We start from the raw sequence: 24,062 nt of genomic DNA on the forward strand, positions 1-24,062 counted from the left end.
GGTTTTTATTTTGGTGGGCGCAGGGCCCGCTCTCCTGGGGGTTTCAGAGAGACGAACCGCCCTTAGAGTTCTCGGGGGGGTGGGGGGGGGTTTTTGGGGGGAAACCCAAAAACCCCCCCCACGACCCGCCGGACCGAAGGCTCCCACCACGCGATCCTCAGGACGGCACGCGCATGCCCCAATACATCCTCCGACGTCTACTTCAACTCATCCCGGTCTTCTTCGGCACGACGTTCCTCATCTACGCCCTCGTGTGGGCGGTGCCCGGTGACCCGTTCGCCGGTAAATGCGGTCAGGTCGCCTGCCCGCCCGCCTACATCGAGATGATGACCGAGAAGTTCAATCTCGACGATTCGATCTTCGTCCAGTACTTCAAATACCTCGGCAACCTGTTCAGCGGCGACTGGGGCGAGACCTTCAACGGCGTCTCGGTCGGCGAACTGATCGGGAACGCCTATCCGGTGACGGTCCGGCTCGCCCTCATCGCGGTGGCCATCGAAGCGATCATCGGCCTGTCCGCGGGTATCCTGACCGGCCTGCGCGGCAAGGGTTTCCTCGACAACCTCGTGCTGATGTCCACCACGTTCCTGATCTCGATCCCGGTGTTCGTCACCGCGATCGTGCTCCAGATCGTCCTCGGTTCGGAACTGGGCATCATCGACGCGAGCGTGTCCGAGGACGCCACGATCGGCGAGCTGATCGTGCCCGGAATCGCGCTCGGCAGTCTCTCCATGGCCTACATAGCCCGGTTGACCAGAACGAGCATCGCGGAGAACCGGCACGCCGACTACGTCCGCACGGCCGTCGCGAAGGGGCAGCCGCGCAGCCGGGTCGTCGGCGTGCACCTGCTCCGGAACTCGGTGATCCCGGTGCTGACCTTCATCGGCACCGACATCGGCGCGCTCATGGGCGGGGCCATCGTCACCGAAGGCGTGTTCAACATCAACGGCATCGGCGGGCTCATCTTCCGCGGTATCCAGAACCGGGAAGGCGCCACCGTCACCGGTGTCGTCGTCCTGCTGGTGATGGTCTACCTGCTGGTGAGTCTCATCGTCGACCTGCTCTACGCCGTTCTCGACCCGAGGATCCGTTATGACTGACCCCAATGTGGCCGGCGGGGTGTCCTCTGTGGACGTCGCCGGTGCCGGTGTCGCCGACGATTCCGCGGAGGCGCACAAACCGCGCAGCCTCGGCGGCGACGCCTGGCGGATGTTGCGCAAGCGGCCGTCGTTCATCATCTCCGCCGTCATCATCACGCTCGTCGTGCTCATCGCGATCGTGCCCGACCTGTTCAGTTCCCGGCCCGCCGGGTTCAGCGATCTGCTCCACGCCAACGAAGGACCGTCCGCGGACGCCTGGTTCGGTTACGACAACCAGGGCTACGACGTCTACGCGCGGACGATCCACGGCGCGCGGGCGTCACTGCTGGTCGGTGTCTTCGCGACGGTGCTGACGATCTTGATCGGCTCGGTGGTGGGGATCATCGCCGGGTACTATGGCCGTCTGATCGACAGCCTGTTCTCGCGGGTGGGCGACATCTTCGCGGCGCTGCCGTTCGTGCTCGGCGCGATCGTCATCCTGACCACGTTCAACGCGCCCGGCTCGAACCCCGGGGTCGTCACGATCATCGTGCAGGTGGTCGTGTCGATCGCCGCGCTGAGCTGGCCGGTGGCGATGCGCATCATGCGGTCGGCGACGCTGGTGGCCAAACAGCTCGACTACGTCAAGGCCGCGCGCGGACTCGGGGCGAGCACACCGCGCATCGTGTTCCGGCATCTGCTGCCGAACACGGTCGCGCCGGTGCTGGTCTACGGGACCATCGCGCTCGGCGCGTTCATCGGCGCGGAAGCGACGCTGGCGTATCTCGGCGTCGGTGTGCGGCCGCCGGTCGTCTCGTGGGGTGTGATGATCAGCGACGCGCGGGACTACTTCCGGGTGAATCCGCACATGTTGTTGTTCCCCGCGGGGTTCGTGACCATCACCGTGCTCGCGTTCGTCATGCTCGGTGACGGTATCCGCGACGCGCTCGACCCGAAGGCCCGGTGATCGTCCGTGACCGACGAACTGCTGCTGGAGGTGGAAGACCTCCATGTCGAATTCCGCACGTCCGATGGCGTCGCAACCGTGCTCAACGGCGTCGACTACTCCGTGCACGCCGGGGAAACCCTTGCCGTGCTGGGAGAATCGGGCTCCGGGAAGAGTGTGACCGCGCAGACGGTGATGGGCATCCTCGACAGCCCGCCCGCCGTCGTCACCGGCGGCGCGGTCCGTTACCGCGGCGAGGATCTGCTCACCGCCACCGAAGAGCGGCGGCGTGAGGTGCGGGGCGGGGAGATCGCGATGATCTTCCAGGACGCGCTGTCGGCGCTGAACCCCGTGTTCACCGTGGGATTCCAGATCGAGGAACAGCTGCGCGTCCGGCTCGGGATGTCCAAAAAGGACGCGCGGAAACGGGCGATCGAACTGCTCGACACCGTGCGCATCCCCGCCGCCGCCCGCCGGGTCCGCGAGTATCCGCACCAGTTCTCGGGCGGGATGCGGCAGCGGGCGATGATCGCCATGTCGCTCGCGCTCGACCCGGATCTCCTGATCGCGGACGAGCCGACGACCGCGCTCGACGTCACCGTGCAGGCCCAGATCATGGACCTGCTGGCGGAGATCCAGGCCGAACGGCGGATGGGGCTGATCCTGATCACCCACGATCTGGCGGTGGTCGCCGAGGTCGCCGACCGGATCGCCGTGATGTACGCCGGCCGGATCGTCGAACAGGCCGATGTCACCGAGTTGTTCCGTTCGCCGGGGCATCCCTACACCGAGGCGCTGATGGCCTCGCTGCCGCGGCTCGACCTCAAAGGACAGACGCTGGAGACCATCAAGGGCCTGCCGCCGAGCCTGCTGAACGTCCCGCCCGGATGCCCGTTCCATCCGCGCTGCCCGCGGGCGGAAAGCCGGTGCGAGACCGAACGGCCGGCCCTGCACAGCCTCGGCTTCGGCCGGGTCAGCGCCTGCCACTTCGCCGACGAGGTGGTGGGCGACCGTGTCTGAGCCCATTCTGCGCGTCGAAAACCTGGTGAAGTACTTCCCGGTACGGGCCGGGATCCTCTTCAAACGCACCATCGGGCACGTGAAGGCCGTCGACGGCGTCTCCTTCGACCTCATGCCGGGCGAAACGCTCGGTGTGGTGGGGGAATCCGGTTGCGGCAAGTCCACTTTGGCCCAGGTGCTGATGCGGCTGGAAGAACCCACAGGCGGGCTCGCGACCTTCGAAGGCCGCGACATCTTCGCGTTGCGGGGAGCCGAACTGAGGAGGCTGCGGCGCGAGATCCAGATCGTGCTGCAGGATCCGTACACCTCGCTGAACCCGAGGATGACCGTCGGCGACATCATCGGCGAACCCTTCGAAATCCACACCGACGTGGCGCCGAAGGGGTCGCGGGCCGCGAAGGTGCGGGAGCTGCTCGACGTCGTCGGGCTGAATCCGGAGCACATCAACCGCTATCCGCATCAATTCTCCGGCGGCCAGCGTCAGCGCATCGGCATCGCGCGGGCACTGGCGTTGCGGCCGAAGGTGATCATCTGCGACGAACCGGTTTCCGCGCTCGACGTTTCGATTCAGGCGCAGGTGATGAATCTGCTCGGTGATCTGCAGAACGAATTCGGCCTTTCCTATGTGTTCATCGCACACGATCTGTCGGTTGTCCGTCACCTTTCCACGCGCGTGGCGGTGATGTATCTCGGCAAGATCGTGGAAATGGGGACCGAAGAGGAGATCTACGAGCGTCCTTCGCATCCGTACACGCAGGCGCTGCTGTCCGCGGTGCCGGTCGCGGATCCGGCGTTGCGTGGCCAGCGGCAGGTGATCCGGCTGGAAGGCGACGTGCCGAGCCCGCTGGATCCGCCGTCGGGCTGCCGGTTCCGCACGCGGTGCTGGAAGGCGCAGGACATTTGCGCCGATCAGGAACCCGAATTGATCACCCGGTCCGGCGGGCATTTGTCCGCCTGTCATTTCGCGGAGGAGAAAACCGTCGTCCCCTGACTTTCGTAGGGACTTCGTTGATACGTGGGGATCGCTCACGTAGTTTGCACGAATAGTTTTCTTCAGGAGGCAGGAAGTGAAAAAGCCCAGATATCTCGTGGTCGCGCTAGCGGTACCGCTGTTCGGCGCGATCGTCGCTGCTCCGGTGGCATCAGCGCAACCGGCGCTTTCCGGCGCCGCGACGGAATTCTCCGTCCTGGCCCGTGAAGGCCAAAGTATCGCTTCGGCGGAAAGGGCGGTCCGCGCCGCCGGGGGCACCGTCGTGGCGAGCAACGCCGCGGTCGGCCTGATCACCGCGACCGCGCCCGCCAACGGATTCGCCGAGCGGGTCTCCGCGGACCGGTCGGTTTTCGGCGCGGCCAAAGCGAAGCCGATCGGCACCGCGCCGAAGAACGGCAAGGCGAAGGTCAAGCCGGGCGTCGTCGAGAAGGAAGGCCGCGGCGCCGCGTCGGCCAAGAAGCCGGTGCAGGCGAACGCCGTCGGCATGGACCCGCTCGACGACCAGCTGTGGGGACTCAAGTCGGTCCGGTCGGACCTTTCGCGCACCAAGCAGCCGGGTGACAAGCGGGTGAAGGTCGGTGTCATCGACACCGGCGTCGACGGGAGCCACCCGGACATCGCGCCGAACTTCGACCGCGCGGCGTCGCGGAACTTCACGAAGGACATCGTCTCCGACGTCAACGGCGCCGTCGTCGACGGACCGTGTGAATACCGCGGCTGTGTCGACCCGGTGGACCACGACGACAACGGGCATGGCACGCACGTCGCCGGCACCATCGGCGCCGCCGCGAACGGCTTCGGGGTCTCGGGTGTCGCGCCGAACGTGACGCTGGTGAACCTTCGCGCCGGGCAGGACTCGGGCTTCTTCTTCCTGCAGTCGACCGTGGACGCGATCACCTACGCCGGCGACGCCGGTGTGGACGTCGTGAACATGAGCTTCTTCACGGACCCCTGGCTGTACAACTGCACCGCGAACCCCGCGGACACGCCCGCGCAGCAGGCCGAGCAGCGCACCATCATCGAGGCGACGACCCGTGCGCTGAACTACGCGCACCGCAAGGGTGTCACCCAGGTCGTCTCGCTGGGCAACCAGCACAGCGACCTCGCCAACCCGCAGCCGGACGCGTCGAGCCCGGGCTACCCGTCGAACAGCACGCACCCGCGGCAGATCGACAACGCGAGCTGTCTCTCGCTGCCCGTCGAAGGCCCTCACACGATCGGTGTCTCCTCCTTCGGTCCTTCGCAGGCGAAGGCGGACTACTCGAACTACGGCGTCGAGCAGATCTCGGTGTCCGCGCCCGGCGGATACTTCCGTGACTACTTCGGCACCCCGTGGTTCCGCACGGTCGAGAACCAGATCCTGTCGACGTACCCGCGCAACGTCGGTGTCGCGGAAGGCATGATCGACGCGGCCGGGAACGTCACTCCCGACGGTGTCGCCGCCGGCATCAAGAAGGAGACCGCCGCAGACGGCCGCGTCGGCTACTACCAGTGGCTGCAGGGCACGTCGATGGCGTCGCCGCACGCGAGCGGTGTCGCCGCGCTCATCGTTTCGCAGTACGGCAAGGGTTCGCGCGACTTCGGGATGAACCCGGACGCGGTGCAGCGGGTGCTCGAAGGCACGGCTTCGGACATCGCCTGCCCGGTGCCGCGGACCGTCGACTACCTGAAGGAAGGCCGGGACGCGTCGTTCACCGCGACCTGCACCGGTGACGCTTCGTTCAACGGCTTCTACGGCCACGGTGCCGTCGACGCCTGGTCGGCCGTCACGCGGGGTTCGCAGTACCTGCGGGGCTGACCCTTCGGTTCCTTGGAGTGCTATGAAAGGTCCTTTCCTTGCAAAATTTGCAAGGAAAGGACCTTTCATAGCATGCGCGGGTCAGGCGGCTCGGTCGGTGTGCGCCACAGTGACATCGGGTCTCGGACGCCGTGCCGCTGCGTCGGCCGCGGCACGGAGTTCGGCGATGACCTTCTCCGGTTCGTCGCGAATCCGAGACGGCAAGGTCTGGACGACGACGATCCCCGCGGCCGCGTAACGATTGTTGCGGTGGAGGGTCTTTCGATAAGCGTCCCTGCCGAAGTGGAAGGCATACGAATCGATTTCCCATGCCATGCCAAGCTCGTCGCACCATGAATCGGGCTTGCCGATGTAGTTGCCGAAGGAATCATAGATCTTGACGTTCCGCTCGGCAGGCGGCAGTCCCGCTTTCTCCCAGAGCGCCAGCGATGCTGCTTCGGGGACCGACTTGACGTCGGCGGCGAGCTCTCGGAGCACGGCACGAGGAAGGGCTGTTCCGCGTCTGCTGCCGGACTCGAGTTCGGCGCACAACTCGTCCACTGTGCAGAGGCCCGCCTCGATGGCTTCGATGAGCAGAGCCCGAACCGGTTCGAGGTCCCGAATGCGCCTCACACCATCCAAGACCGCTCGAGCCGGTGCTGCCAGCGGGACCCCTTCGATCACCCGACGTTCCGGCATCGAGATCGTTCGTTCGATGATCGCGAACTTGACGCTTCGTACCTTGCGCTGTTGGGGAATGAGTACATGGACGGTCCCATGGGGGCCGGACTGTCGTAGGCCGTATCGTCGCGTGGCTTCGAAGCCGGTGACGACGCCCCGGGAGTCAGTGAGCATCAGCGCGGCTTCCACTCGTTGCCGTGCGGTTGGTTGTTCCTTCGAGAGAAGGACGATGCCTGGTAGCAGGTGAGTCCACCTTCCACCAGGCTGGCATCTTCGATACGACGTGCTTTGCGTGACCCCGAGTTTCTCCAGGGTCGCCACACGGATGACGCCGTGCCGACTGTGTTGGCGTAGGTATGAATCCGTTAGCGGAGCTCTAGATAGGTACATTCCGACACAATGACCAGCAGGTCCGACAGGATTCGATCCCGGAGTGCCATGAAAGGTCCTTTCCTTGCAAAATTTGCAAGGAAAGGACCTTTCATGGCACTGGCAGACAGGGGTCGCGGTAGGAGTGGGGGCTACTTCCCCGACGCGTTCTTGATGAACTTCGCCAGGTCCTTTGCCTGCCGCACCCGCGACTCCTCGTGCACGTACATCATGTGTCCGGCCGGGTAGTACGCCGTGTCGATGTTCTCCCGCAACTCCTCGGGAATCTGCAGGCGCGCCAGCACATGCTCCGAAGCGAAGTACGGTGTCGCGCCATCGTAGTGGCCGAAGGCGACGTGCACCTGAAGGTGCGGGTTCGCCCGCATCGCCGACGCGAGTGAGTCCACAGAGGACACAGAGCGGCCCTCGAAGTCCGAGTACGACCAGGCCTTGAAGACGTCCGTCGACAAGACCTCGTACGGCAGGTCGTTCTCGTAGCCGAGTTCGGCCCGTACGTAGTGGTTGAGCCCGCCCGTGTAGGCGCCGATGATCCGCGAGATCGACGGGTCGTCGCTCATGTGCTCGCGGCCGCCGTCGGGCTCCCAGGTGGTGAACCGGCCGTCCATTCGGCCGACGACGAGACCCTTGTCCCGCAACAGCTCGGTGAAGTACCGGACGTGCTCGATCCGCAGGTTGACCCGGTCCACATAGGACTCGCTCAGTCCGGTCAGTGAAGCGAGCGTCGCTACCGCGTCGGCACGGTCCTGCGTGGACAGTCGCGCGCCGCGCGCCAGAGCCCAGGGGAGTTCCTTGGCCGCGAAGTCCTCGGCGTCGGCGAGGACGTCGTCGAGCGGCCGGTCGCCGTGGAGGCCGTGGTAGTGCGCGATCGCCGCGTACGTCGGCACGTAGAGCGAGTACGGCAGGTCGTTGCCCTCGGTGAACCGCAGCGTGCCCAGGTCCAGCACGGACGAGATCAACAGCAGCCCGTTCAGGTACATGCCGTGGCGTTCCTGCAGATGCGACGCCAGCCCGGCCGCGCGGAGCGTGCCGTAGGACTCGCCCGCCAAGAACTTCGGCGAGAGCCAGCGCTGTTTGCGCGAGACCCACAGCCGGATGACCTCGCCGATGGACTCGATGTCGGCGGTGTACCCGTGGTACTCCTTGGCGGCCTCGCCGTCCACGGCGCGCGAATAGCCGGTCGACACCGGGTCGATGAACACCAGGTCGCTGTGCGCCAGCAGGGTTTCCTGGTTGTCGGTCAGCCCGTAGGGCGGCGCGACCGGGTCGTCGACATCGCCCGAAAGCACCCGGCGCGGGCCGAGCAGGCCCATGTGCAGCCAGACGCTCGCCGAGCCGGGCCCGCCGTTGAACGCGAACGTGACCGGGCGCGAGCCGGGCTCCGCGTCGTCGAGCGTGTAGGAGGTCACGAACACCTCGGCCTTGGCCTTGTAGCCCTCGGACTTGCCGTCGGTGATGACCTCCTTCCGCAGCACGATCCGCCCGGTTTGGGCGGTGTAGGCGAGCTTCTTGCGCTTGAGCGTGAGCGTGTGCTTCGTGGTGACCAGGTCGTCGGTCGGCTCGACCTTGGTTTCCACCGACGGGGTGTCCTTCTCGTCGGTGGCCTTTTCATCGGGATTGGTGTCCGGCATGTCCCCAACCTACTGGCAGTCTGTAGGAGTGGACATCGTCACGGCGCATGATCGCCCGAGTACGCCCCAGGAGGCGATCGGGATCCAGGAAACCCTGCGTGGCCTGGTCGAACTCGAAGATCGCTGTCCACAAGAGATCGTCACGGTCACCGGGCTGGACGTCGCCTACGACGAGGACGGCGGCCTGATCGCGGCCGCCGCGGTCACCCTCGAAATCGACGGATTCCGCGTCGTGGAGAAGCGAACCGTCGTTTCCCGGATCGCGTTCCCCTACGAACCGGGCCTTTTCGCGTTCCGCGAGCTGCCCCCGCTGCTCGACGTCCTCCGCGCGCTCGACCACGTCCCGGATCTGCTGATTTGCGACGGCCACGGCCTGGCCCACCCACGCCGGTTCGGGCTCGCTTGCCACGTCGGCGTCGTGACGGGCCTGCCGTCCGTCGGTGTCGGCAAGACCCGGTTCGTCGGCGAGCACGACGAACCGGGGGCCGAACGCGGCTCGCGGACGCCCTTGCTGGATGACGGCGACGTCGTCGGCGCGGTCCTGCGCACCCAAGACGGCGTGAAGCCTCTCTATGTCTCCGTCGGCCACAAGATCTCGCTGGACAACGCGTGCCGCCAGGTGCTGCGGCTGTGTCCAGCGTTCCGTCAGCCGGAGACCACCCGGCAAGCCGACCGTCTCGCCCGGGACGCGCTGAAAGAGGCGTTATGAGGTTCCGCTCGCTCGCCGAACTCGACGCCGAGGTCGTCGGCTGCCGCGCCTGCCCGCGGCTGGTCGCGTGGCGTGAGGAGATCGCCGTGGTCAAGCGCGCGGCCTTCGCCGGAGAGACCTACTGGGCCCGGCCGGTGCCCGGCTTCGGCCCGCCGGACGCGTCGCTGGCGATCGTCGGCCTCGCCCCTTCGGCGCACGGCGCGAACCGGACCGGCCGCCTGTTCACCGGCGACCCGTCCGGTGACGTTCTCTTCAAGGCGCTTCACCGGGTCGGGGTCGCGTCGCAGCCGACGTCGACCCGTATAGGTGACGGCCTCGAGCTCAGAGGGACCCGGATGGTCTCCCCGGTGAGATGCGCGCCACCCGCCAACAAGCCCACACCTGAGGAACGGGAAACCTGCCGATCGTGGCTCGCGGCGGAGCTCGAGTTGCTGAAACCGACACTGAAGGCCGTCGTGGTGCTCGGCGCGTTCGGCTGGCAGGCGCTGCTGCCGGTGCTCGCGGAGGTGGGCTGGCCGGTGCCCGCGCCACGCCCGAAGTTCGGCCACGGAGCCGAAGTGGAACTCGGCGACCTGCGCCTTTTCGGCTGTTACCACGTGTCGCAGCGCAATGTCCAGACCGGCCGCCTGACCCTTGACATGGTGTGCGACGTCCTGGCCTCCGCGACCTCGGCGGCCGGCCTGAACTGAATCGGTGCGGAAACCGTGGCGACGCTGGTCACAGCCGGATGGGGTCTGCGAGCGATCTCAGCAGATGGGTGCGACTATAGAAATATGGCTGGTGTTAAGTCGGAACCGACACGGATCCTCGTCCTTGGTGGTGGATACGTCGGGCTCTACACGGCGTACGGGCTCCAGAAGATGCTCCGGGCCAACGAAGCGTCCGTGACGGTCGTTGACCCGCAGCCGCACATGACCTATGCCCCCTTCCTGCCCGAGGCGGCGGCCGGTGCGATCGAACCGCGGCACGTGGTCGTGCCGCTGAGGCGCGTGCTCAAGCGCTGCCACGTGCTCACCGCGCGCGTGACGAAGATCGAGCACGAGCGCAAGGCCGTGACGGTCGAGGCCGCCGACGGACACGTCGAGCAGTTGAACTACGACGTCCTCGTGGTCGCTCTCGGCGCCGTGGCGCGCATCCTGCCGATCCCGGGCCTGGTCGAGGAAGGCATCGCCTTCAAGACCATCGGCGAGGCCATCTACCTGCGCAACCACGTCATGACGAAGCTGGACGAGGCCGCCAGCACGCTCGATCCCGAGCAGCGCAAGCGCCTGCTGACGTTCACCGTCGTCGGCGGCGGGTTCGCCGGTATCGAGGCGCTCGCCGAGCTCGAGGACATGACCCGGTTCGCGGTGGAGAACTACTACCCGAACCTCAAGGTCGAGGACATCCGCTGGGTGCTCGTCGAGGCGGCCGGGCGGATCCTGCCCGAGGTGCGCGAGACGCTCGGTGTGTACACCGTCGAGCAGCTCGAAAAGCGCGGCATCGAAGTCTATTTGTCGACAGCGGCGAAGTCGTTCGAGAACGGCCACGTCGTGCTTTCGGACGGCACCGAGTTCGACACCGACACGATCATCTGGACCGCCGGCGTGAAGGCGAACCCGGTGCTCGCCAGCTCGGACCTGCCGCTCGACAAGCGCGGTCGCGTCGAGGCCACCGCCGCGATGCAGGTCGTCGGTCACCCCGACGTCTGGACCGCCGGTGACAACGCCGCCGTGCCGGACCTGTCGCGTACCGAGCAGGACCCGACCGCGACCTGCCCGCCGAACGCGCAGCACGCCGTTCGTCAGGCGCGTCTGCTGGCGAAGAACATCATCAAGGTGATCCGCGGCGGCAAGCCGAAGGACTACTACCACAAGAACCTGGGCGCGGTGGCCAGCCTCGGCCTGCACAAGGGTGTCGCCGACGCGCTGAACCTGAAGATCAAGGGCTTCCCGGCCTGGCTCTTCCACCGCGCGTACCACCTCAAGGCGATGCCGACGTGGAACCGCAAGATCCGCATCCTGTTCGACTGGATGCTGGGTGGCCTGTTCCGGCGCGAGGTCATCTCGCTCGGCCAGATCAACAACCCGCGCGAGGAATTCGACCGGCTGTCGAAGTCCTGAGTTCGTAAGTCCGTGAAGGCCTCCTTCCCTACGCTCAAGTTAGGGAAGGAGGCCTTCACGGCGTTTAAGGTGTGCCGGTGCAGGCACTCCGGAAGTCCGTACCCTCCGTCCCGCTTGCCACCGGCCTGACTCCGGCCGAACTGGCGAAGCACGTTTTGGAGCGGATCGAGCGCGACAACGCGCGCTCCCGGAAGAGGCGTTTCCGCTGGCGCGCCGTGTCCATCAGGGTCTTCCTGCTCGCGCTGTCGGCGGCGTCCACGATCATCTTCGGTCTGCAGAACCTCAACGGCTGGACCGGTGTGGCGTTCGCCCTCGTGGCCGTGACGACCGTCGTCGGCGCGCTCGAGCCCTTCTTCGCCTGGCGCTCCTTGTGGGTCCTGATGGAAGAGGTTCAGTTCCGGCTCTACCGGCTGCGCGACGAGCTCAGCTTCTACATCGCGTCGACCCCGCCCGACCGGATCGATCCCCGGCTGATCAACGAGAAGTTCGAGGAGTACCAGGCCGTTTGGAACCAGGTCGGTCTTCGTTGGCTCGAATATCGGCGTACTGAAGCGGCGAACTGAAGGACATCGCCTAGGCTGTCTGTGCCCCGGTAGCCCAACTGGCAGAGGCAGTCGACTTAAAATCGACCCAGTGCGGGTTCGATCCCCGTCCGGGGCACCATTCATGCAGGTCAGGGGCCTGTCTGGTCTTGCTGGTCCTGACCGGCCCCCGGTTTACCCCCGGAATTGGCCGAACCGTCGTCATCCCACATGCCTTCCAGGGCGACCGCGTTGTCCCGAGAGACCGTCGTCCTGCCCATGTACACGTCCTGAGTAATCGACGGCCGAGCGTGGCCGAGCTGATCGGCGATCTGCCGGGAACTCAGTTTCGCGTCGTCCAGCACTGTAGCCGCCGTCTTGCGGAAGACGTGCGACTTGACCCACGCGAAATCCTCCGTGCCGCGTGCCTCCCGGAGATCTCGCCGGGTGTTCGATGGGTCGCGTAGCCCACCGAGGGTGTCCGGGAAGACCGGGGTGGCCGGACCGCGTCCAGCTTCCTCAGCGAGGCGACGACGCTCCCGCAGCACTGATACCGCCCACGAGGGAAGCGGCAGTGTCCGATCACCGGATTCGGTCTTAAGCTTCTTCACCCGCCGTAACCCGACCTCCCGGATTCGAATCACCTTCCAGTCGATCGCGACCGTTCCGGCGTCAAGATCGACGTCTTCCCAGAAAGTCGCCAGCGCCTCGCCGATCCGGACACCGGTCGCCAGCATGAAGCGCGTCAGGTCCGGCAGATCTCGCGCGACGGCCTTGGGGTCTGCTTCGAGCTGTTCGAGCCACTTGCGGCGCTCTGCCGACGACAAGGCGCGTGGCTTCTTGCGCCTTCCGCCTTCGATCCGCTCAAGCTCCCGGACCGGGTTCGACCCCAAGGCCCCCTGACGCACCGCGAAGCCGAGAACGCCACTCACCACGGCACGCGTCGTCCGCGCATGGGACGCACTGGTTTTCGCTTTGACAGCAGGAAGAAATCCGTCCAGCCGGGGCACGGTCACCTCATGCAACCGGAGATCACCGAGCGCGGGAAGCACGTGGTTCTTGAGCACACTTCGGTAGTTGTCCAGCGTGCCGTGTGCTCGCTCTCCCGCCTCGACGCGCTCAGCCTGCCGTGTGATCCACCTGTCGGCGACCACGCTGAACTTCGTGTTGTGATCCATGTCGCCGCCTCCGGGCGCCTTCAGGGCTTCGCTGATCGCCTTCTTCAACAGCCGTTCAGCCTTGGGACGAGTCGGGCCGGTGCGCTCAATGTCGTGCACCTTCCCGTCAAAGCCCCGGTAGCTCGCACGAGCCTTTACGCCGGTAGCCGTGTCGCTGAAACGGATCTTCCCGTGCGTCCCCACATCGAGCGGTGGCCGTGCCATCACGCGCCCCCTTGTTCGGTGACCCAGGCGTCGACGTCTTCCGGGCGGTAGCGGAGGTGCTTGCCGATGCGCTTGCCGACCGGGCCGTAGCCGGTGGTCCGCCACCGGTAGAGGGTGCCGACGGGAACGCGGAGGTAGTCGGAAACGTCTTCGACGGTCATGAGTGGCTGGTTCATCGCTGGTTCTCCTTCGTGAGTTTGTCCTTACGTTGCTGGCGTTCTCCTTCGTAGATCGCTTCGGCGATCTCGCGTTCTTCGGGGCTGCTGTGGCCGTTTCCGGTGTAGTTCCAGTGGTTGACGACGACCACACTGTCCGGAGTGGCCCCGAGTGCTTCGAGCGTCGCCACGTGCTGGTGGGTGCGGCGGTCACCGCGCAGCGTGGTGAAGGTGACCGAGTACCGCTGAGACTTGGTGAGGAAGTGGCCACGGAAGCCGAGCATGTGAGCCCATTTCCGGAGGAACGCGAGGTCGTCGCTGGCTCCGAGTTCCCAGGCGGTGGCGATCATGCGGCGGTGGTGCGGCAGGACGTCCAGGTGCTCGATCGCGCGTTCGGACCTGACAGGACGGTCGGGGACTTCGCTGGTGCTGGTGCCCTTGGTGGCATATTTGGCGATGTATCCGGCTAGCGCGCGGTCGCTGATCTCGCCGTCGTCACCCTCGATCTGGGCGGCATGGGCCGGACGGATCGGCCGAATATCGATCTGCTGCCCCCAAGCGAACACGTGCTCGGTGGTCTCGCCGTCGAGCAGGAGTTCGCGAGAGACGCGGGTGGTTTCTGCCGCCGCGCGGACGGCATGCTCCATCAGGGTGTTGTCAGCCCAGGCCGGAGCGGGATCGTGGGCGCCCTCAGGGCCGTCGAGCCGGACCACCGCGTGGAAGTGGATGAGACCGCGTTTCTGGTACTCGGCGACCTTGGCGTAAGAGAGCCGGGCGTGGTCGGCGAACTCGCTGACCTTGAGCCCGGCCGCGCGGGCGATCTCCCGGCGAAGACGGATGATGAAGCGGTGCCACAGGTCGCCCGTGTGGCCCTGCCACAGGACCGCGCCCCGGTAGTCATAGCTCTCGGGGTCGATCGCGGTACCGACGCGGGTATCGGCTTCGTGGTGGTATTCCCCGCACCCGCAAGGGATGCGGCGGCCGGTGCGGGTGGTGCGGCGGCCGTGGACGGCCCCGAAGCTCGGGGCAGTGAGGGTGACGAACAGGCGGGGTTTGTCCGCCACGGTCTCCGGGATCGTCTTGCCGCCGGTCATTCCGGCGCGGATGAGCTGGAACGCGTCGGCGGCGTAGCGGTCGGAGCAGGCGGGGCACACGGACTCGCGGCGGTTGCCGCACGGGGCGTAGACGGTCCCGGCGTGGTGATCGAGGGTGCGGCCGGTGGCGCGGTCGGTGACGACGCGGTAGCCGGACAGGTGCACCGGCTGAAGGCATCCGCCGGTTGCGGTCACGCGGTCGCGGACGTGGCGCATGCTCAGGTGGCGGGTGATGCGGGTAGCCAGTGAGGACCCGTCGTGCTCGGTGATCATGGCTCTCCATTTCGTGCGGGCACGAGAGAGCCGGGCAGACCCCGGCACGGTCACCGAGGGCTGCCCGGCGAACGTGCGTGGTGCGGGAGGAACCGGTCAGGCGGTGACCGGGTGGTGGTTGATCGAGGCGTTCAGTTCGTCCACCAGCGTGGTGAGCATCGCCTCGGGCAGGTTGACCCTGGTGGTCAGATCGGCGGCCGTGACGGGCCTGCCAGCGCCGTGGGCGGTCTCGGTGATGCTGGTGACCGTGGTGCGGATGCTGGCGGGGAGCTTCGCGAACGTGGCGTTCGCCGTCGAGGACCGGGGAGCCTGGAATTCGGCCGGCATAGCCTCCGGGGAAGCCGCGGTTTGCCGCACGGTGTTCTCCCTGGTCGGGGCCGGGACCGTGGCGAGGGCTTGCTCGCGGACGCGGGTGCATGTCTGCTGGATCACCGGCATGACCTCCGCCAGCAGGAACACCACGAGCGGGATCACCAGGTGGAAGAACACCATGCCCTTGGAGACCTCGCCGTCGGCCGGTGCGAGTCCGGCCCAGACGTTGGCCACCAGGGTGGCGCCCAGCAGAAGGCGCTTGAGGTAGCGCACCGGTTTGACGTCGACCGTGACGCCGTGGGAGAGCATCGAGGCTTCCCAGCGGAGCAGGGTCACCAAGATGCCCGCGAGCGCGGGTTCGGCCAGCCACGCGCCCCACCACAGCGGATCGGTGATCGGCCGGTCACCGGCCAGGAAGTCATGCACGCCAGTGGTGGTGAACCCGAGCCCGATCGCGAGGAACACCCACATGGTGCGGGTGATCGAGGCCCGGAACCGGTCGGCGGTCACCGCGCCCAACATCGGATCGGTGGACAGCCGGTGAACGTCGCGGGCTTCGTCGAGCTGATCGGCCAGCGCGCGGACCCGGCGGGAACGGGGGGTGTCCTCGCCCTCGATCTTGCGTTTCCAGAACATGATGTTGCCTCCTTTCACGGGGACGGACGGGCGAGGCGCCCGTGGCACGACGGAGATCTCACGTGTCCCGCGAGGACTCCGTGCCTGCCGGTGACGCGGTCTGGATGTAGCGGGCTTGCGCGTCAAGCAGGGCCGCCAGGTAGCGGGCGAACTCCGGGGGCATCGCCAGTTCCCACGCCTGGTCCGGTTTTCCCGGCGGGGACTGGCTCACCCGCAGCAGCACCGTGGACGCGGTGCCGGAGACAGCCGTGTTCGTGACCGTCGCGCGCTCGAACCGCACCCCGTCGATCGAGCGAAGCGGGTAGATCGCTAACCCGTCCTCCAAGGTGGACACTGCCGAGTGCCACAAGTCCGAATCCGGTCCGGGTACCGGCTCCGGGCTAGCCACGGGTCGCCCCCGGTTTCGGATCGTCGTCCGGGTTGATCTGGTCCAGGGTCCTGACCGCTTCCGCGAGCAGCGATTGAACTTTCCGGAGAACCTGGTTCCGTAGCGTCCTCAGCGTGTCGAGCTGCGAGGGGGTCAACTGGCTCTGCTCGAACGAAGTGTGCGACCAGTCTGCCCGAAGTACCGCCTCATTGAACGCTTGCGAGGTCTTGCGGCTAATCTCCTCATGCACGTCGGCGAACGAGTCTCCGTAAGACATTGTCAGTGTCCTTTCTGGTCAGTCGCGGGTGTAGTGGATGACTTGGTACGTTCCGGCACCGTTGCGTTCCGCGTGCCATTCCTTCCAGATCCCGATGCTCAGTCCGATGTAGACGACAACCGTCGCGCCGACCGCGAGGACGGTCCACCAGAATCCCCGGATGATCACGCCTTCGAGGATGACGGCGAGGGCCGTGAGGCCGGTGATTTTGAGCCAGAGCCAGAGAAGCTTGAGCGTGATCACTGGTCGTTCTCCTTCTGTTTGGCGATTTCGAGGGCGAGGAGGTACAGCTCGTCCGGAGTGACGGTCTCGTGGTCTCCCTTGCGAAGAGCGAGGTGTTGTCGGGCGAGGCTGTACGGGATCGAGCCGTATACGCACACCCGCGTCCCGGACGGCCCCCGCCCGTTCAGTTCGATGTGGAGCCGTCCCGCATTGGTGTGCCACCATTCGCCCTTGAGCCCGGTAAGAAGGTGTGTCCAGATCAGGAGCGCGCCGATCTCCGTCACCGCATCACCCATGTAGCCGGGCTGAATCGCGATACTGAACGTTCCCGGCTCCAGTCGCATCGAAAACGGTTCAGGTGCGGGAGTCTCGCGGACCAGGCGGGTGGCGATGGCTGCGAGTTTGGCGACTCCTTCGAGCGGAGCGAGTGCCGTGGTCATGATTGGTGTCCTTTCTGGACGGTCAGGCGGCCAAGGGGACGAGGGCGACGCCCGGTTCGTCGTCGAAGTGCGGGGTGCAGAGCCGGACGAGTTCGTCAATGTCGTCGTCGGTGCTGTAGCCCGCGCGGACCCGGATCGGGGTGCGGGACTTCTCCGAGGTGCGGTAGCCGATGCCCTCGCAGCCCTCTTCCGGGATCTCGTCGGCGAGAGCGCCACGAAGCCGCGCGTCCTCCCCGAGCACCATGTCCACATAGGAGGCGGAGCCGGTGCGCAGCGAGATCCGGCGGGTGAACAGGTCCCGTACCGGCACGATGTCTTTGGTCGGTTCCTGGACGTAGGCCACGACCGAGAAGCCAGCCGCGCGGCCCTGAGTCAGGATTTCCGCGAGAATCCGGTTCACCTGGCTGATCGTCGACCGGCTACCACCGAGCGCGGTGAGCATCGCCAGTTCATCGATCATCAGGACCTCGAACGGGGTCTCGGCCGAGGGGCTGAACTTGCGACTCTTGCGCTCCCTCAAGAACGCCTGACGTTCCCGCATCCGGTCCCGGAATTCGAGCAGCACCGCGAGCATCGGATCGACGTCGTCGGGACCGGTACCGTCGTCGTACTCGACGTCCTCATCGGCGGAGGTGGCGTGCCGGTAGAACAGCGGCTTCCCGCGTTCGGTCTCCATGCCGCCCTTGGGGTCGATCATCCAGATCCGGGCGATCTGTTCCCGGATCATCGGCCCCATCGCCCGCAGCGGGTTCCACAGCAGCGATCCCTTGCCCGAGCCGGTCGCGCCGGAGATCAGCCAGTGGTGACCGAGCAGCGGTTCGGCCCAGATCTCGCCCTGTTCGGTGTCGCCCAGCTCGATCGCCTTCAGATCGACCTCATCCACCTCGCCGGGGATATCGGCCGGAGGGATCACGTCGTCGAACGGGTTGCCGTGCACGAGGGTGATCGTCAGGATCCGGGGCTTGCTGCCCTTCTCGATCGCGATCACGTCCGCGCCGAGAGCGGCGGCTAGCTCGTCCTGGACGTCCTGGAAGACGCGCAGCGACTGGCCTTTGACGAACTTGACCTTGAGGACGTCGATCGACGGGGTGGGCGCGGCGACCCGGAGCAGCCGGGGCACGAGGAGTTCGCCGGTGCGGCGGTCCTGCCCCACGAGATTGCAGTACTCGAGTGATTCCTTCCAGGACTTGCCGATGTAGCGGGTCCAGCGGCGCCGGACGGCACGAAGCCGCGGGGACGCCAGCGCCATGTAGGAGTCTTTGTGCAGGTAGCGCCAGGACAGCCCGGCGCCGACCAGCCCAGCTACCGCGCTACCGGTCGTGACCGCACCGAGTTCGATCGTGCTCGTCCCCAGGACTGCCGGCATTGTGGTGATGGCCGGGTGGCGCAGCATCCAGCCCGCGCACCGGGCCGGGATCGGGGTCTTCCCGCTCGGACGACGGGTCTTGGACTTCGGGGTCTTCATCAGTAGATCTCCTGTGCTTGGTGGACACAGGAGGGCCGCAGAGCCCCAGACACTGGACGCGGGGTCTACGGCCCTCACTACGTCCAGACGGATCGGTCATGCGGTATGCGGTTGTCGCTACTACGGTTCGGCGGTCAGCGTCGCCGGGCGCGGGGCTTCGCCTTCGAGCGGTCAGCGAACAGCGGCTTCGCCGACTCCACGGTGGTCATCGCGGTCGCGACCTTGCGGGCGGCATTCGTGTGCTGCTTGCCGAGCCCGGCGACCCGGTTGGACAGGTTCGTCAGCGTCTTGCGGAGGTTCTTCATCGCCTTGTCCAGCTCGGTCAGCTTGCCGTCGATCTGATTGGTGCTCATCGGTTTCTCCTCGGTACTCGGTTCAGAACCAGGTCTTCTTAGCCACCCGCCGACACTCCGGGCAGTAGGTGGCGAACAAGAACCCGATGTAGGCGGTCTCGACGTCAGCCACGTTCGCGGTGATCCCGCACGCGGCGGTCATGTCCCCCGACCAGAACGACTCCTCCACAGCGATGTGAACGAGGTCTTCCTCGCGGGCGGCCATCAGACCCGCCAGCCCCGCGAGACCAGCTCCGACTTGCGCTTGAGCGCGGCCTCCCGCAACTCGTCCAGCGCGGCGGACGCGTCCCGGAGATCGGCCTGCACCTCCGATTTGGTCGGGACCTGCCAGCCCTCGAACCGGTCCGCCGTAGCGCCCTTGTCGTCCAGGGACTTCCCGAGCTTGCCGACCTCATCGAACGCGGCGCGGACCTGATCGAGCGCGAACTCGAACTCCGCGAACCGGGCCTTATTGACGTTGTTGATCGTTTGCGACGTCATCACGATGCCTTTCGCTTGCGAGAACAGGGAATCGGCGCCAAGGCGCGCCACTGCCGGGCCTTCACCTTGGTGGCCTTGGGCACCAGGACCGAGTTCCCCGGCCCCTCATACCCGTGATGGGTGTAGACGTGCACACCTCCCTTCGTCAGCCACTTCGCGGTCAAGAGTTGGTGCACGGCCTCCTCCTCGGGCCGGGGGGCGACCTCGATCGTCTTGCGGGCGACCAGGTGATACACCCGCTCCGAAGGACCGACCAGCACATACCCGGTGTTCTCCGCAACCTGCAGCACCTTCTCGATCAGATTCATGTCATTGATCGGCAGGGACGCCGGTGCCGTCGCTACCGGCTCGTCCACCGGATTCCCGAACAAGTCCAGCGCGCCCGTCATCGCTTCCCCCGCGTGCCGACCACCGCCAGCAATCCCAGGACCAGGGCGACCGCACCGGCCACCGGCATGGCGATCACCAGCGCGGCGACCAGCAGAAGCCACAGCGGATAGAACGTCACCTTCGCGAAACTCGTCTCCATCACATTCCTCACATTTGCCACTGGCGACCGCACACGTTGCAGGTCGCGATACGGGTCGGGGACAGCCAGAAATTCGCCGAACACACGTGACTCCCCATCACGCACCCCGCTTCGGGCCGTTCGGATCGAACGATGAAAGACCGCTCCGCAAAGCGGCCACAGTTGCCTTGGTCATGACTCTTTCCTCCGGTCTTCGTAAGTCTTTGCTTCCTCGATTCGTCGGCGAATCAAGCTCATCTGCGCTTCCGAGTTGCCCAATTCGCCGATCAGCAGACTGTGCGACAAACGCTGGTCTCGATCCGCGAGAAAGACCAACGTCGAGACGTCTTCCATCGCGCGAATCATGTTGTGCAGATCCTTGAGCGCCTTGTCGAGTGCTTCCAGGAGCTCAGCCTTTAGGGGCGCAGTGATCACGCTGCATCCTCCTGACTTTCCGACCAGTCCTCCTGAATGAACGCGGCAGCCTGCACGTCGCCCGCACAGTTCATCAGCTCTCGGGCTACCCGTCGCACACGAGAATGAGCAGCGTCATGGATCGACTCGGCGCCCTCAAGGCGATACGCCCGAGCTGCGAGAACCCGCAACTCTTCAAGCATGGCAGCGAATTCGGCCATCATGTCCTCGTTCGCGCTCTTCACAGCTCGTCCCCTTCCTTCAGGTGCAGCCACGGCCACTCGTTCAACTGTGCGGCCAAAATTTCGTGCTCACTCATTTCAAACCCTCATTTCATTCAGGCTTCAGACGTACACCTAGGTTGTTCCACTAGATTTCGACAATCTTGACTTCTTCAATACAGCGGCAAATCCTGCTCATTTCTCCTCGTGTCCATCGCAACCCGTCGACCATCCGCGTGTTCGAAAGACGAAGGTTTGGGTTTGCAAGCTCCACTTTCCACATGAGGTCTTCCAGATTGCTGACAATGGACCACAATTCCCGGGACGCCCTGTCGTACCCCTCAAGAATCTCGTCCTTCAAAGCGGTCGTGATCACCGTAGGCCTCACATTTCGTCTAGGACGGATACGCCCGCCGGTCCCTGACGAAATGAGGTCAGGAACCAAAGCGCATAGCCGTATTAGGCGCGTTTTTGGGCATAGTTGGGCTCACTATGTATTTGTCAATGATCAGAAGAATTCAGTGCCCGAGCAGGCAAATTGCCGATTTGGCAGGATTCACGCGACGCGTGATCAGAACAGGGGCTTCATTCCGGCCGCGCCCCAGGCCACACCCGAGACGGTTTCACCCCGGTCGTTCTTGAACGAGTACGGGGTCACGCGCGGGTCGATCAGCTCGACGCGGGTCATGTCGTCCTCGGAGAAACCCTCGCCGGGGTCGGCATCCAGTGTCACCCGGATCTCTTCGCCCTTCTCACCCTTGGCCTTCACCATGAGCGCCACCGTGTACTTGGTGACCCCCTCGCGGTCGGTCACAACTTCTTCGCGGCCGTCGACCTTACGCATCTTCATCTCCGGGTTCTCCGAGACCGTGAGCCGGTAGCCCGCCAGGTTCACCGGGATGTTCCTCATGTCGTCCTCCGTTGGTTGTCGTTGCTGATGACACCAACGTATACGCAGCAACGTATACGCACAAGGCTTACGGATACGTACAGCGGTCAGTTCACTCTTTTGGCCTAGTCGACATGGTGTTGACCTGCGAAGATGTGATCGACGAAGTGGTCAAGTTGTACCGATGGGTCCATATGCGGCCTGTCGCGACCTCTACGTATACGAAGTTGTGTATGCTAGACGGGTTAGGCAGGTCAGTGAGTCGGATGAAGGGATCACGCTCGTGACGGAACCGGCATACGTCGCCATCGCAGGCGAATACGCACGCAAGATCCGAGCGGGAGAGCTTCCGGCCGGAATGCAGCTTCCGAGCTACGTGGAGCTGGCTGAGCGTCACGGGGTCTCGGACATCGTTGTTCGACGGGCAATCGAACTTCTGCAAAATCAAGGGCTTGTTCGAGCCGTCCGAAGGCGCGGTGTTTTCGTGGCAGATCGCACCAATCTCGTGCGAGTCTCGCCGGAGCGTCAATTGGAGACCGCTGAGACCACCTTCGAAAACGAATCGAGTCAGTCGGTTCGGGTTGATCGTGAAATGCGGCGCGTTCCTGCTGGTGATGACCTCGCCGAGATTCTCGGCCTGGAAACAGGAGAACAGGTTTCGCATGTGGTCACGCGCGCCTCAGAGAACGGGAAGCCGATCTCTATTTCAGACACCTACCAGCCCGCCGGGGTGGAGGGGATATCGTCCGCGAAGTATCTTGAGGAGACGTGCGCAGACCGCCTGCCCGTACCTGCGCACGCGGAGTGGCTACGCGTGATTCCTGGCGATCTCGTGAAGACGATTCGTCAGCGGTTCACTGACGAGCGAGGCAAAGTCGTAATGGTGTCTGATATCTCGTATCCGCGCGACCGCTACGATTCCTTCGTCTTCCGTATGACCCTTGGTGAGACTTCCGAGTAGTCTTCAAAGGCAAGTTGATCAGGAATGTCCGGCAAGTGCAGTTCGCTTGCCGGACATTCCTACTTTCGTGCCCATGCTTGCGCCACGTCTTTTAAGTTCCACCACGAGACAAATTCAGGATCTTGTGACTCCATTTTCCACCGGTCCGTTAGGGCGTCGAAGAAGGCTTCATTGCCGGTCTTTCCGCCTTGCGGTTCGCCGATGAAAATCAAGCAATCGCCATCGACCTTCTCAAACTCCGTCAGGGCGGTGGATGCCATCTTGCTGCCCCATCCCGGCGGCCAGCAAAGGAAGAGCACTGAGTCCGTCGGCCATCCATGCTTGATGAAGTCTTCCATGCCCTGGACAGGGTGCCACGCGTCAAGCTGCCCTGAAGCGCTCGGGAACGAAGGGTTATCTGCCATATTGGGAGGGTCTACGTCGTAAGCAGCAACCGAAAGTCCCGTCGTGGCCAACTGGGCTGCCCAGTAGCCGCGCCCGGCTCCTAGTTCCACCACGGGGCGGCTCCCTGCGACCTCGGAAATCCACCGAAGGCTCCGTGGAGAGGGAACGGCGTACGCGTAGGTGGACTGGAGGATTGTTGCGGCGTAGCCGAGTCTGCCGCTCCCACGCGGGTTACCTCCGTCGATGACGAGCCGGTCGCCACGCTCGGAGACGGCAGGCGAGACAATGTCCCAGTAGGGGTTTGAGCTGACGGACGTGTCGCCAGTCATGTAGTGGACGAACCGCAAGTCGAAGGCTGCATCCGCCCTGTCGTTGCCCGTTCCCTGGAGTTGGGGCGCCATGTCGAGGTACTCAGCGACCTTCGGATACTCAAGCCGTAGACGTTGATCATCATCGAGCAGCGTTGCAAGCTCGTCACGACGTTCTGCTGTTAGCGCGAGTTCGACCACTCGTCCGATCCTGGTGCACCGGCTCGATAGCCCGCAACCCGGACAGGTCGGCCACAATCTCAGCGTGTTCAGAGTTTCATTACTTGTTCAAGGCGGCCCCTCCGGGGCCGCTGGCCAGGGTGTTTGATCCACGGGCAAGCCCCGCCGGGGCGTGCGGGCTGGCGCCCGGTCCCCGGCGGTCGCCCGTGGAAAAGCCAGCCAGCGGCCCACCCGTCGGAGGGGCCGTCAACAAGGGTTCGAGCCGTGGACCAGGGGATACGTCAGTGCCGGCGTGGCACCGCGGTTCGTTCCCGTCAACAAGGGCAACCATCCTGAATGGATCACCTCTCGGTAACGACCGTTACGCAGAACCGCAAGCGGACGACTTCGCGGGAAACACACTGCTCAGGGAGGCTCAAATGGCAGAAGGCGACGTTCACACGGTCAAGCACGGAGACGGTTGGGCGAACAAGGTCGAGGGCGGCCAGCGCGTGAGCAACACGGCGTCGACCAAGGCGGAAGCTCAAGCGAAGGGCCGGGAGATGGCCATCGAACGAGGCGTCGAACACGTCGTTCACAACCAGGACGGCAAGATCGGGGAGCGAAACACCTACCCGCGCTCCCGTGACCCTCGCGAAAGCAAGGGCTAGCGGTTCTGCTTCGACCGCAAAAGCAATGTCCTCGCCGGACGGGCAGGTCTCCGGGATGGGCGAGGAGAGCGCGGAACTCGCGTTCGTGTGTGCCTGTCGTCCATCCCATCGACCTCCTGAGGGCTATCGAGCCTGTCAAGGGGGCAGTCCGGCGGTACGCTCACGACGACGGGAGCGGTGCCCCCTTGACAGACTCGATCGGGCTGGCGCCAGGTCGATGGGATGGACGAAGAGGCCCCCACTTGTA

The 24,062-nt window shown here is 65.2% G+C and carries 31 protein-coding genes and 1 tRNA gene; 12 read left to right on the forward strand and 20 right to left on the reverse strand.

All coding sequences use genetic code 11. From position 1 onward, the window contains the following. The first annotated feature begins 173 nt into the window (after positions 1 to 173). From AC0685_RS15695 to AC0685_RS15715, 5 genes are all read left to right on the forward strand, one after another. Complete coding sequence (locus tag AC0685_RS15695) at positions 174 to 1,100, forward strand: ABC transporter permease (protein ID WP_478226167.1); 927 nt, start codon at positions 174 to 176, stop codon at positions 1,098 to 1,100. Then, the gene (locus tag AC0685_RS15700) at positions 1,093 to 2,046 is read left to right on the forward strand and encodes an ABC transporter permease (protein ID WP_478226168.1); all 954 of its coding nucleotides are present in this window, start codon (positions 1,093 to 1,095) and stop codon (positions 2,044 to 2,046) included. Before AC0685_RS15695 ends, AC0685_RS15700 begins: the two co-directional genes overlap by 8 nt. A 6-nt stretch (positions 2,047 to 2,052) precedes the next feature. Continuing rightward, positions 2,053 to 3,045 (forward strand): ABC transporter ATP-binding protein, encoded by a 993-nt coding sequence (locus AC0685_RS15705; RefSeq protein ID WP_340687042.1) that lies wholly within the window; start codon positions 2,053 to 2,055, stop codon positions 3,043 to 3,045. After that, the gene (locus tag AC0685_RS15710; RefSeq protein WP_478226169.1) at positions 3,038 to 4,036 is read left to right on the forward strand and encodes an ABC transporter ATP-binding protein; all 999 of its coding nucleotides are present in this window, start codon (positions 3,038 to 3,040) and stop codon (positions 4,034 to 4,036) included. Before AC0685_RS15705 ends, AC0685_RS15710 begins: the two co-directional genes overlap by 8 nt. 76 nt (positions 4,037 to 4,112) lie before the next feature. Then, positions 4,113 to 5,834 carry a S8 family serine peptidase gene (locus AC0685_RS15715; RefSeq protein WP_478226170.1) on the forward strand — a complete coding sequence of 574 codons (1,722 nt, stop codon included), beginning with the start codon at positions 4,113 to 4,115 and terminating at the stop codon, positions 5,832 to 5,834. A gap of 81 nt (positions 5,835 to 5,915) precedes the next feature. On the opposite strand, the gene AC0685_RS15720 is transcribed toward AC0685_RS15715, so the two are convergent. Next, positions 5,916 to 6,683 (reverse strand): hypothetical protein, encoded by a 768-nt coding sequence (locus tag AC0685_RS15720; RefSeq protein ID WP_478226171.1) that lies wholly within the window; start codon positions 6,681 to 6,683, stop codon positions 5,916 to 5,918. Between the two features lie 332 nt (positions 6,684 to 7,015). Next, a complete protein-coding gene (locus AC0685_RS15725) occupies positions 7,016 to 8,512 on the reverse strand; it encodes a S10 family peptidase (protein WP_478226172.1) in 1,497 nt (498 codons plus the stop codon). Positions 8,513 to 8,540: 28 nt separating this feature from the next. Between AC0685_RS15725 and nfi the strand changes: the two genes are divergently transcribed. The 5 genes from nfi (at position 8,541) to AC0685_RS15750 (ending at position 11,986) form a co-directional block, all read left to right on the forward strand. Further along, positions 8,541 to 9,221 carry a deoxyribonuclease V gene (gene nfi / locus AC0685_RS15730; RefSeq protein ID WP_478226173.1) on the forward strand — a complete coding sequence of 227 codons (681 nt, stop codon included), beginning with the start codon at positions 8,541 to 8,543 and terminating at the stop codon, positions 9,219 to 9,221. Then, on the forward strand, positions 9,218 to 9,910 hold the full coding sequence (locus tag AC0685_RS15735) for a uracil-DNA glycosylase (protein WP_478226174.1): 693 nt from the start codon (positions 9,218 to 9,220) through the stop codon (positions 9,908 to 9,910). The genes nfi and AC0685_RS15735 overlap by 4 nt, the downstream gene beginning before the upstream one ends. An 84-nt stretch (positions 9,911 to 9,994) precedes the next feature. Continuing rightward, positions 9,995 to 11,323 (forward strand): NAD(P)/FAD-dependent oxidoreductase, encoded by a 1,329-nt coding sequence (locus tag AC0685_RS15740; RefSeq protein WP_007028829.1) that lies wholly within the window; start codon positions 9,995 to 9,997, stop codon positions 11,321 to 11,323. A gap of 77 nt (positions 11,324 to 11,400) precedes the next feature. Further along, positions 11,401 to 11,886 carry an SLATT domain-containing protein gene (locus AC0685_RS15745; protein ID WP_478226175.1) on the forward strand — a complete coding sequence of 162 codons (486 nt, stop codon included), beginning with the start codon at positions 11,401 to 11,403 and terminating at the stop codon, positions 11,884 to 11,886. Positions 11,887 to 11,909: 23 nt separating this feature from the next. Next, positions 11,910 to 11,986 (forward strand) — tRNA-Leu (locus AC0685_RS15750). A 10-nt stretch (positions 11,987 to 11,996) separates the two neighbouring features. Here AC0685_RS15750 and AC0685_RS15755 read toward each other — a convergent pair. The 17 genes from AC0685_RS15755 to AC0685_RS15835 all read right to left on the reverse strand — a co-directional run bounded on the left by AC0685_RS15755 (position 11,997) and on the right by AC0685_RS15835 (position 21,353). Continuing rightward, complete coding sequence (locus tag AC0685_RS15755) at positions 11,997 to 13,226, reverse strand: tyrosine-type recombinase/integrase (RefSeq protein WP_478226176.1); 1,230 nt, start codon at positions 13,224 to 13,226, stop codon at positions 11,997 to 11,999. Further along, positions 13,226 to 13,402: a helix-turn-helix domain-containing protein gene (locus tag AC0685_RS15760; RefSeq protein WP_478226177.1), complete on the reverse strand. Its 177-nt coding sequence runs from the start codon at positions 13,400 to 13,402 to the stop codon at positions 13,226 to 13,228. Before AC0685_RS15760 ends, AC0685_RS15755 begins: the two co-directional genes overlap by 1 nt. Then, a complete protein-coding gene (locus AC0685_RS15765) occupies positions 13,399 to 14,748 on the reverse strand; it encodes a replication initiator (protein ID WP_478226178.1) in 1,350 nt (449 codons plus the stop codon). The genes AC0685_RS15760 and AC0685_RS15765 overlap by 4 nt, the downstream gene beginning before the upstream one ends. A gap of 96 nt (positions 14,749 to 14,844) precedes the next feature. Further along, complete coding sequence (locus tag AC0685_RS15770) at positions 14,845 to 15,696, reverse strand: hypothetical protein (protein WP_478226179.1); 852 nt, start codon at positions 15,694 to 15,696, stop codon at positions 14,845 to 14,847. Between the two features lie 58 nt (positions 15,697 to 15,754). Beyond that, positions 15,755 to 16,030, reverse strand: a complete 276-nt coding sequence (locus tag AC0685_RS15775; RefSeq protein ID WP_478226180.1) for a hypothetical protein — start codon at positions 16,028 to 16,030, stop codon at positions 15,755 to 15,757. A gap of 46 nt (positions 16,031 to 16,076) precedes the next feature. After that, on the reverse strand, positions 16,077 to 16,340 hold the full coding sequence (locus AC0685_RS15780) for a hypothetical protein (protein WP_478226182.1): 264 nt from the start codon (positions 16,338 to 16,340) through the stop codon (positions 16,077 to 16,079). An 18-nt stretch (positions 16,341 to 16,358) separates the two neighbouring features. Then, the gene (locus tag AC0685_RS15785) at positions 16,359 to 16,583 is read right to left on the reverse strand and encodes a hypothetical protein (protein ID WP_478226183.1); all 225 of its coding nucleotides are present in this window, start codon (positions 16,581 to 16,583) and stop codon (positions 16,359 to 16,361) included. Then, a complete protein-coding gene (locus AC0685_RS15790) occupies positions 16,580 to 17,002 on the reverse strand; it encodes a hypothetical protein (protein WP_478226184.1) in 423 nt (140 codons plus the stop codon). Before AC0685_RS15790 ends, AC0685_RS15785 begins: the two co-directional genes overlap by 4 nt. 22 nt (positions 17,003 to 17,024) lie before the next feature. Beyond that, positions 17,025 to 18,467 carry a type IV secretory system conjugative DNA transfer family protein gene (locus AC0685_RS15795; protein ID WP_478226185.1) on the reverse strand — a complete coding sequence of 481 codons (1,443 nt, stop codon included), beginning with the start codon at positions 18,465 to 18,467 and terminating at the stop codon, positions 17,025 to 17,027. A gap of 134 nt (positions 18,468 to 18,601) precedes the next feature. Continuing rightward, positions 18,602 to 18,820: a hypothetical protein gene (locus AC0685_RS15800; RefSeq protein ID WP_478226186.1), complete on the reverse strand. Its 219-nt coding sequence runs from the start codon at positions 18,818 to 18,820 to the stop codon at positions 18,602 to 18,604. Between the two features lie 22 nt (positions 18,821 to 18,842). Then, on the reverse strand, positions 18,843 to 19,025 hold the full coding sequence (locus AC0685_RS15805; RefSeq protein WP_478226187.1) for a hypothetical protein: 183 nt from the start codon (positions 19,023 to 19,025) through the stop codon (positions 18,843 to 18,845). Further along, a complete protein-coding gene (locus tag AC0685_RS15810) occupies positions 19,025 to 19,300 on the reverse strand; it encodes a hypothetical protein (protein ID WP_478226188.1) in 276 nt (91 codons plus the stop codon). Before AC0685_RS15810 ends, AC0685_RS15805 begins: the two co-directional genes overlap by 1 nt. Further along, positions 19,300 to 19,689, reverse strand: a complete 390-nt coding sequence (locus tag AC0685_RS15815) for a hypothetical protein (RefSeq protein ID WP_478226189.1) — start codon at positions 19,687 to 19,689, stop codon at positions 19,300 to 19,302. The genes AC0685_RS15810 and AC0685_RS15815 overlap by 1 nt, the downstream gene beginning before the upstream one ends. After that, entirely contained in the window at positions 19,686 to 19,829 is a 144-nt protein-coding gene (locus AC0685_RS15820) for a hypothetical protein (protein ID WP_478226190.1), read from the reverse strand. Before AC0685_RS15820 ends, AC0685_RS15815 begins: the two co-directional genes overlap by 4 nt. A gap of 171 nt (positions 19,830 to 20,000) precedes the next feature. Continuing rightward, positions 20,001 to 20,243 carry a hypothetical protein gene (locus AC0685_RS15825; RefSeq protein ID WP_478226191.1) on the reverse strand — a complete coding sequence of 81 codons (243 nt, stop codon included), beginning with the start codon at positions 20,241 to 20,243 and terminating at the stop codon, positions 20,001 to 20,003. Continuing rightward, positions 20,240 to 20,467 carry a hypothetical protein gene (locus tag AC0685_RS15830; RefSeq protein WP_478226192.1) on the reverse strand — a complete coding sequence of 76 codons (228 nt, stop codon included), beginning with the start codon at positions 20,465 to 20,467 and terminating at the stop codon, positions 20,240 to 20,242. Before AC0685_RS15830 ends, AC0685_RS15825 begins: the two co-directional genes overlap by 4 nt. A 547-nt stretch (positions 20,468 to 21,014) precedes the next feature. Further along, entirely contained in the window at positions 21,015 to 21,353 is a 339-nt protein-coding gene (locus AC0685_RS15835) for a hypothetical protein (RefSeq protein ID WP_037347686.1), read from the reverse strand. A gap of 262 nt (positions 21,354 to 21,615) precedes the next feature. Between AC0685_RS15835 and AC0685_RS15840 the strand changes: the two genes are divergently transcribed. Then, positions 21,616 to 22,293, forward strand: coding sequence for a GntR family transcriptional regulator (locus AC0685_RS15840; protein WP_478226193.1), 678 nt, complete (start codon positions 21,616 to 21,618; stop codon positions 22,291 to 22,293). A 59-nt stretch (positions 22,294 to 22,352) separates the two neighbouring features. Here AC0685_RS15840 and AC0685_RS15845 read toward each other — a convergent pair whose 3' ends face one another. Beyond that, positions 22,353 to 23,186: a hypothetical protein gene (locus AC0685_RS15845; protein WP_478226194.1), complete on the reverse strand. Its 834-nt coding sequence runs from the start codon at positions 23,184 to 23,186 to the stop codon at positions 22,353 to 22,355. Positions 23,187 to 23,584: 398 nt separating this feature from the next. Here AC0685_RS15845 and AC0685_RS15850 point away from each other — a divergent pair, with 398 nt between their 5' ends. Beyond that, the gene (locus AC0685_RS15850) at positions 23,585 to 23,815 is read left to right on the forward strand and encodes a DUF2188 domain-containing protein (RefSeq protein ID WP_478226195.1); all 231 of its coding nucleotides are present in this window, start codon (positions 23,585 to 23,587) and stop codon (positions 23,813 to 23,815) included. Positions 23,816 to 24,062: the final 247 nt, after the last annotated feature.

The sequence above is a fragment of the Amycolatopsis sp. NPDC043889 genome, from assembly GCF_056435645.1.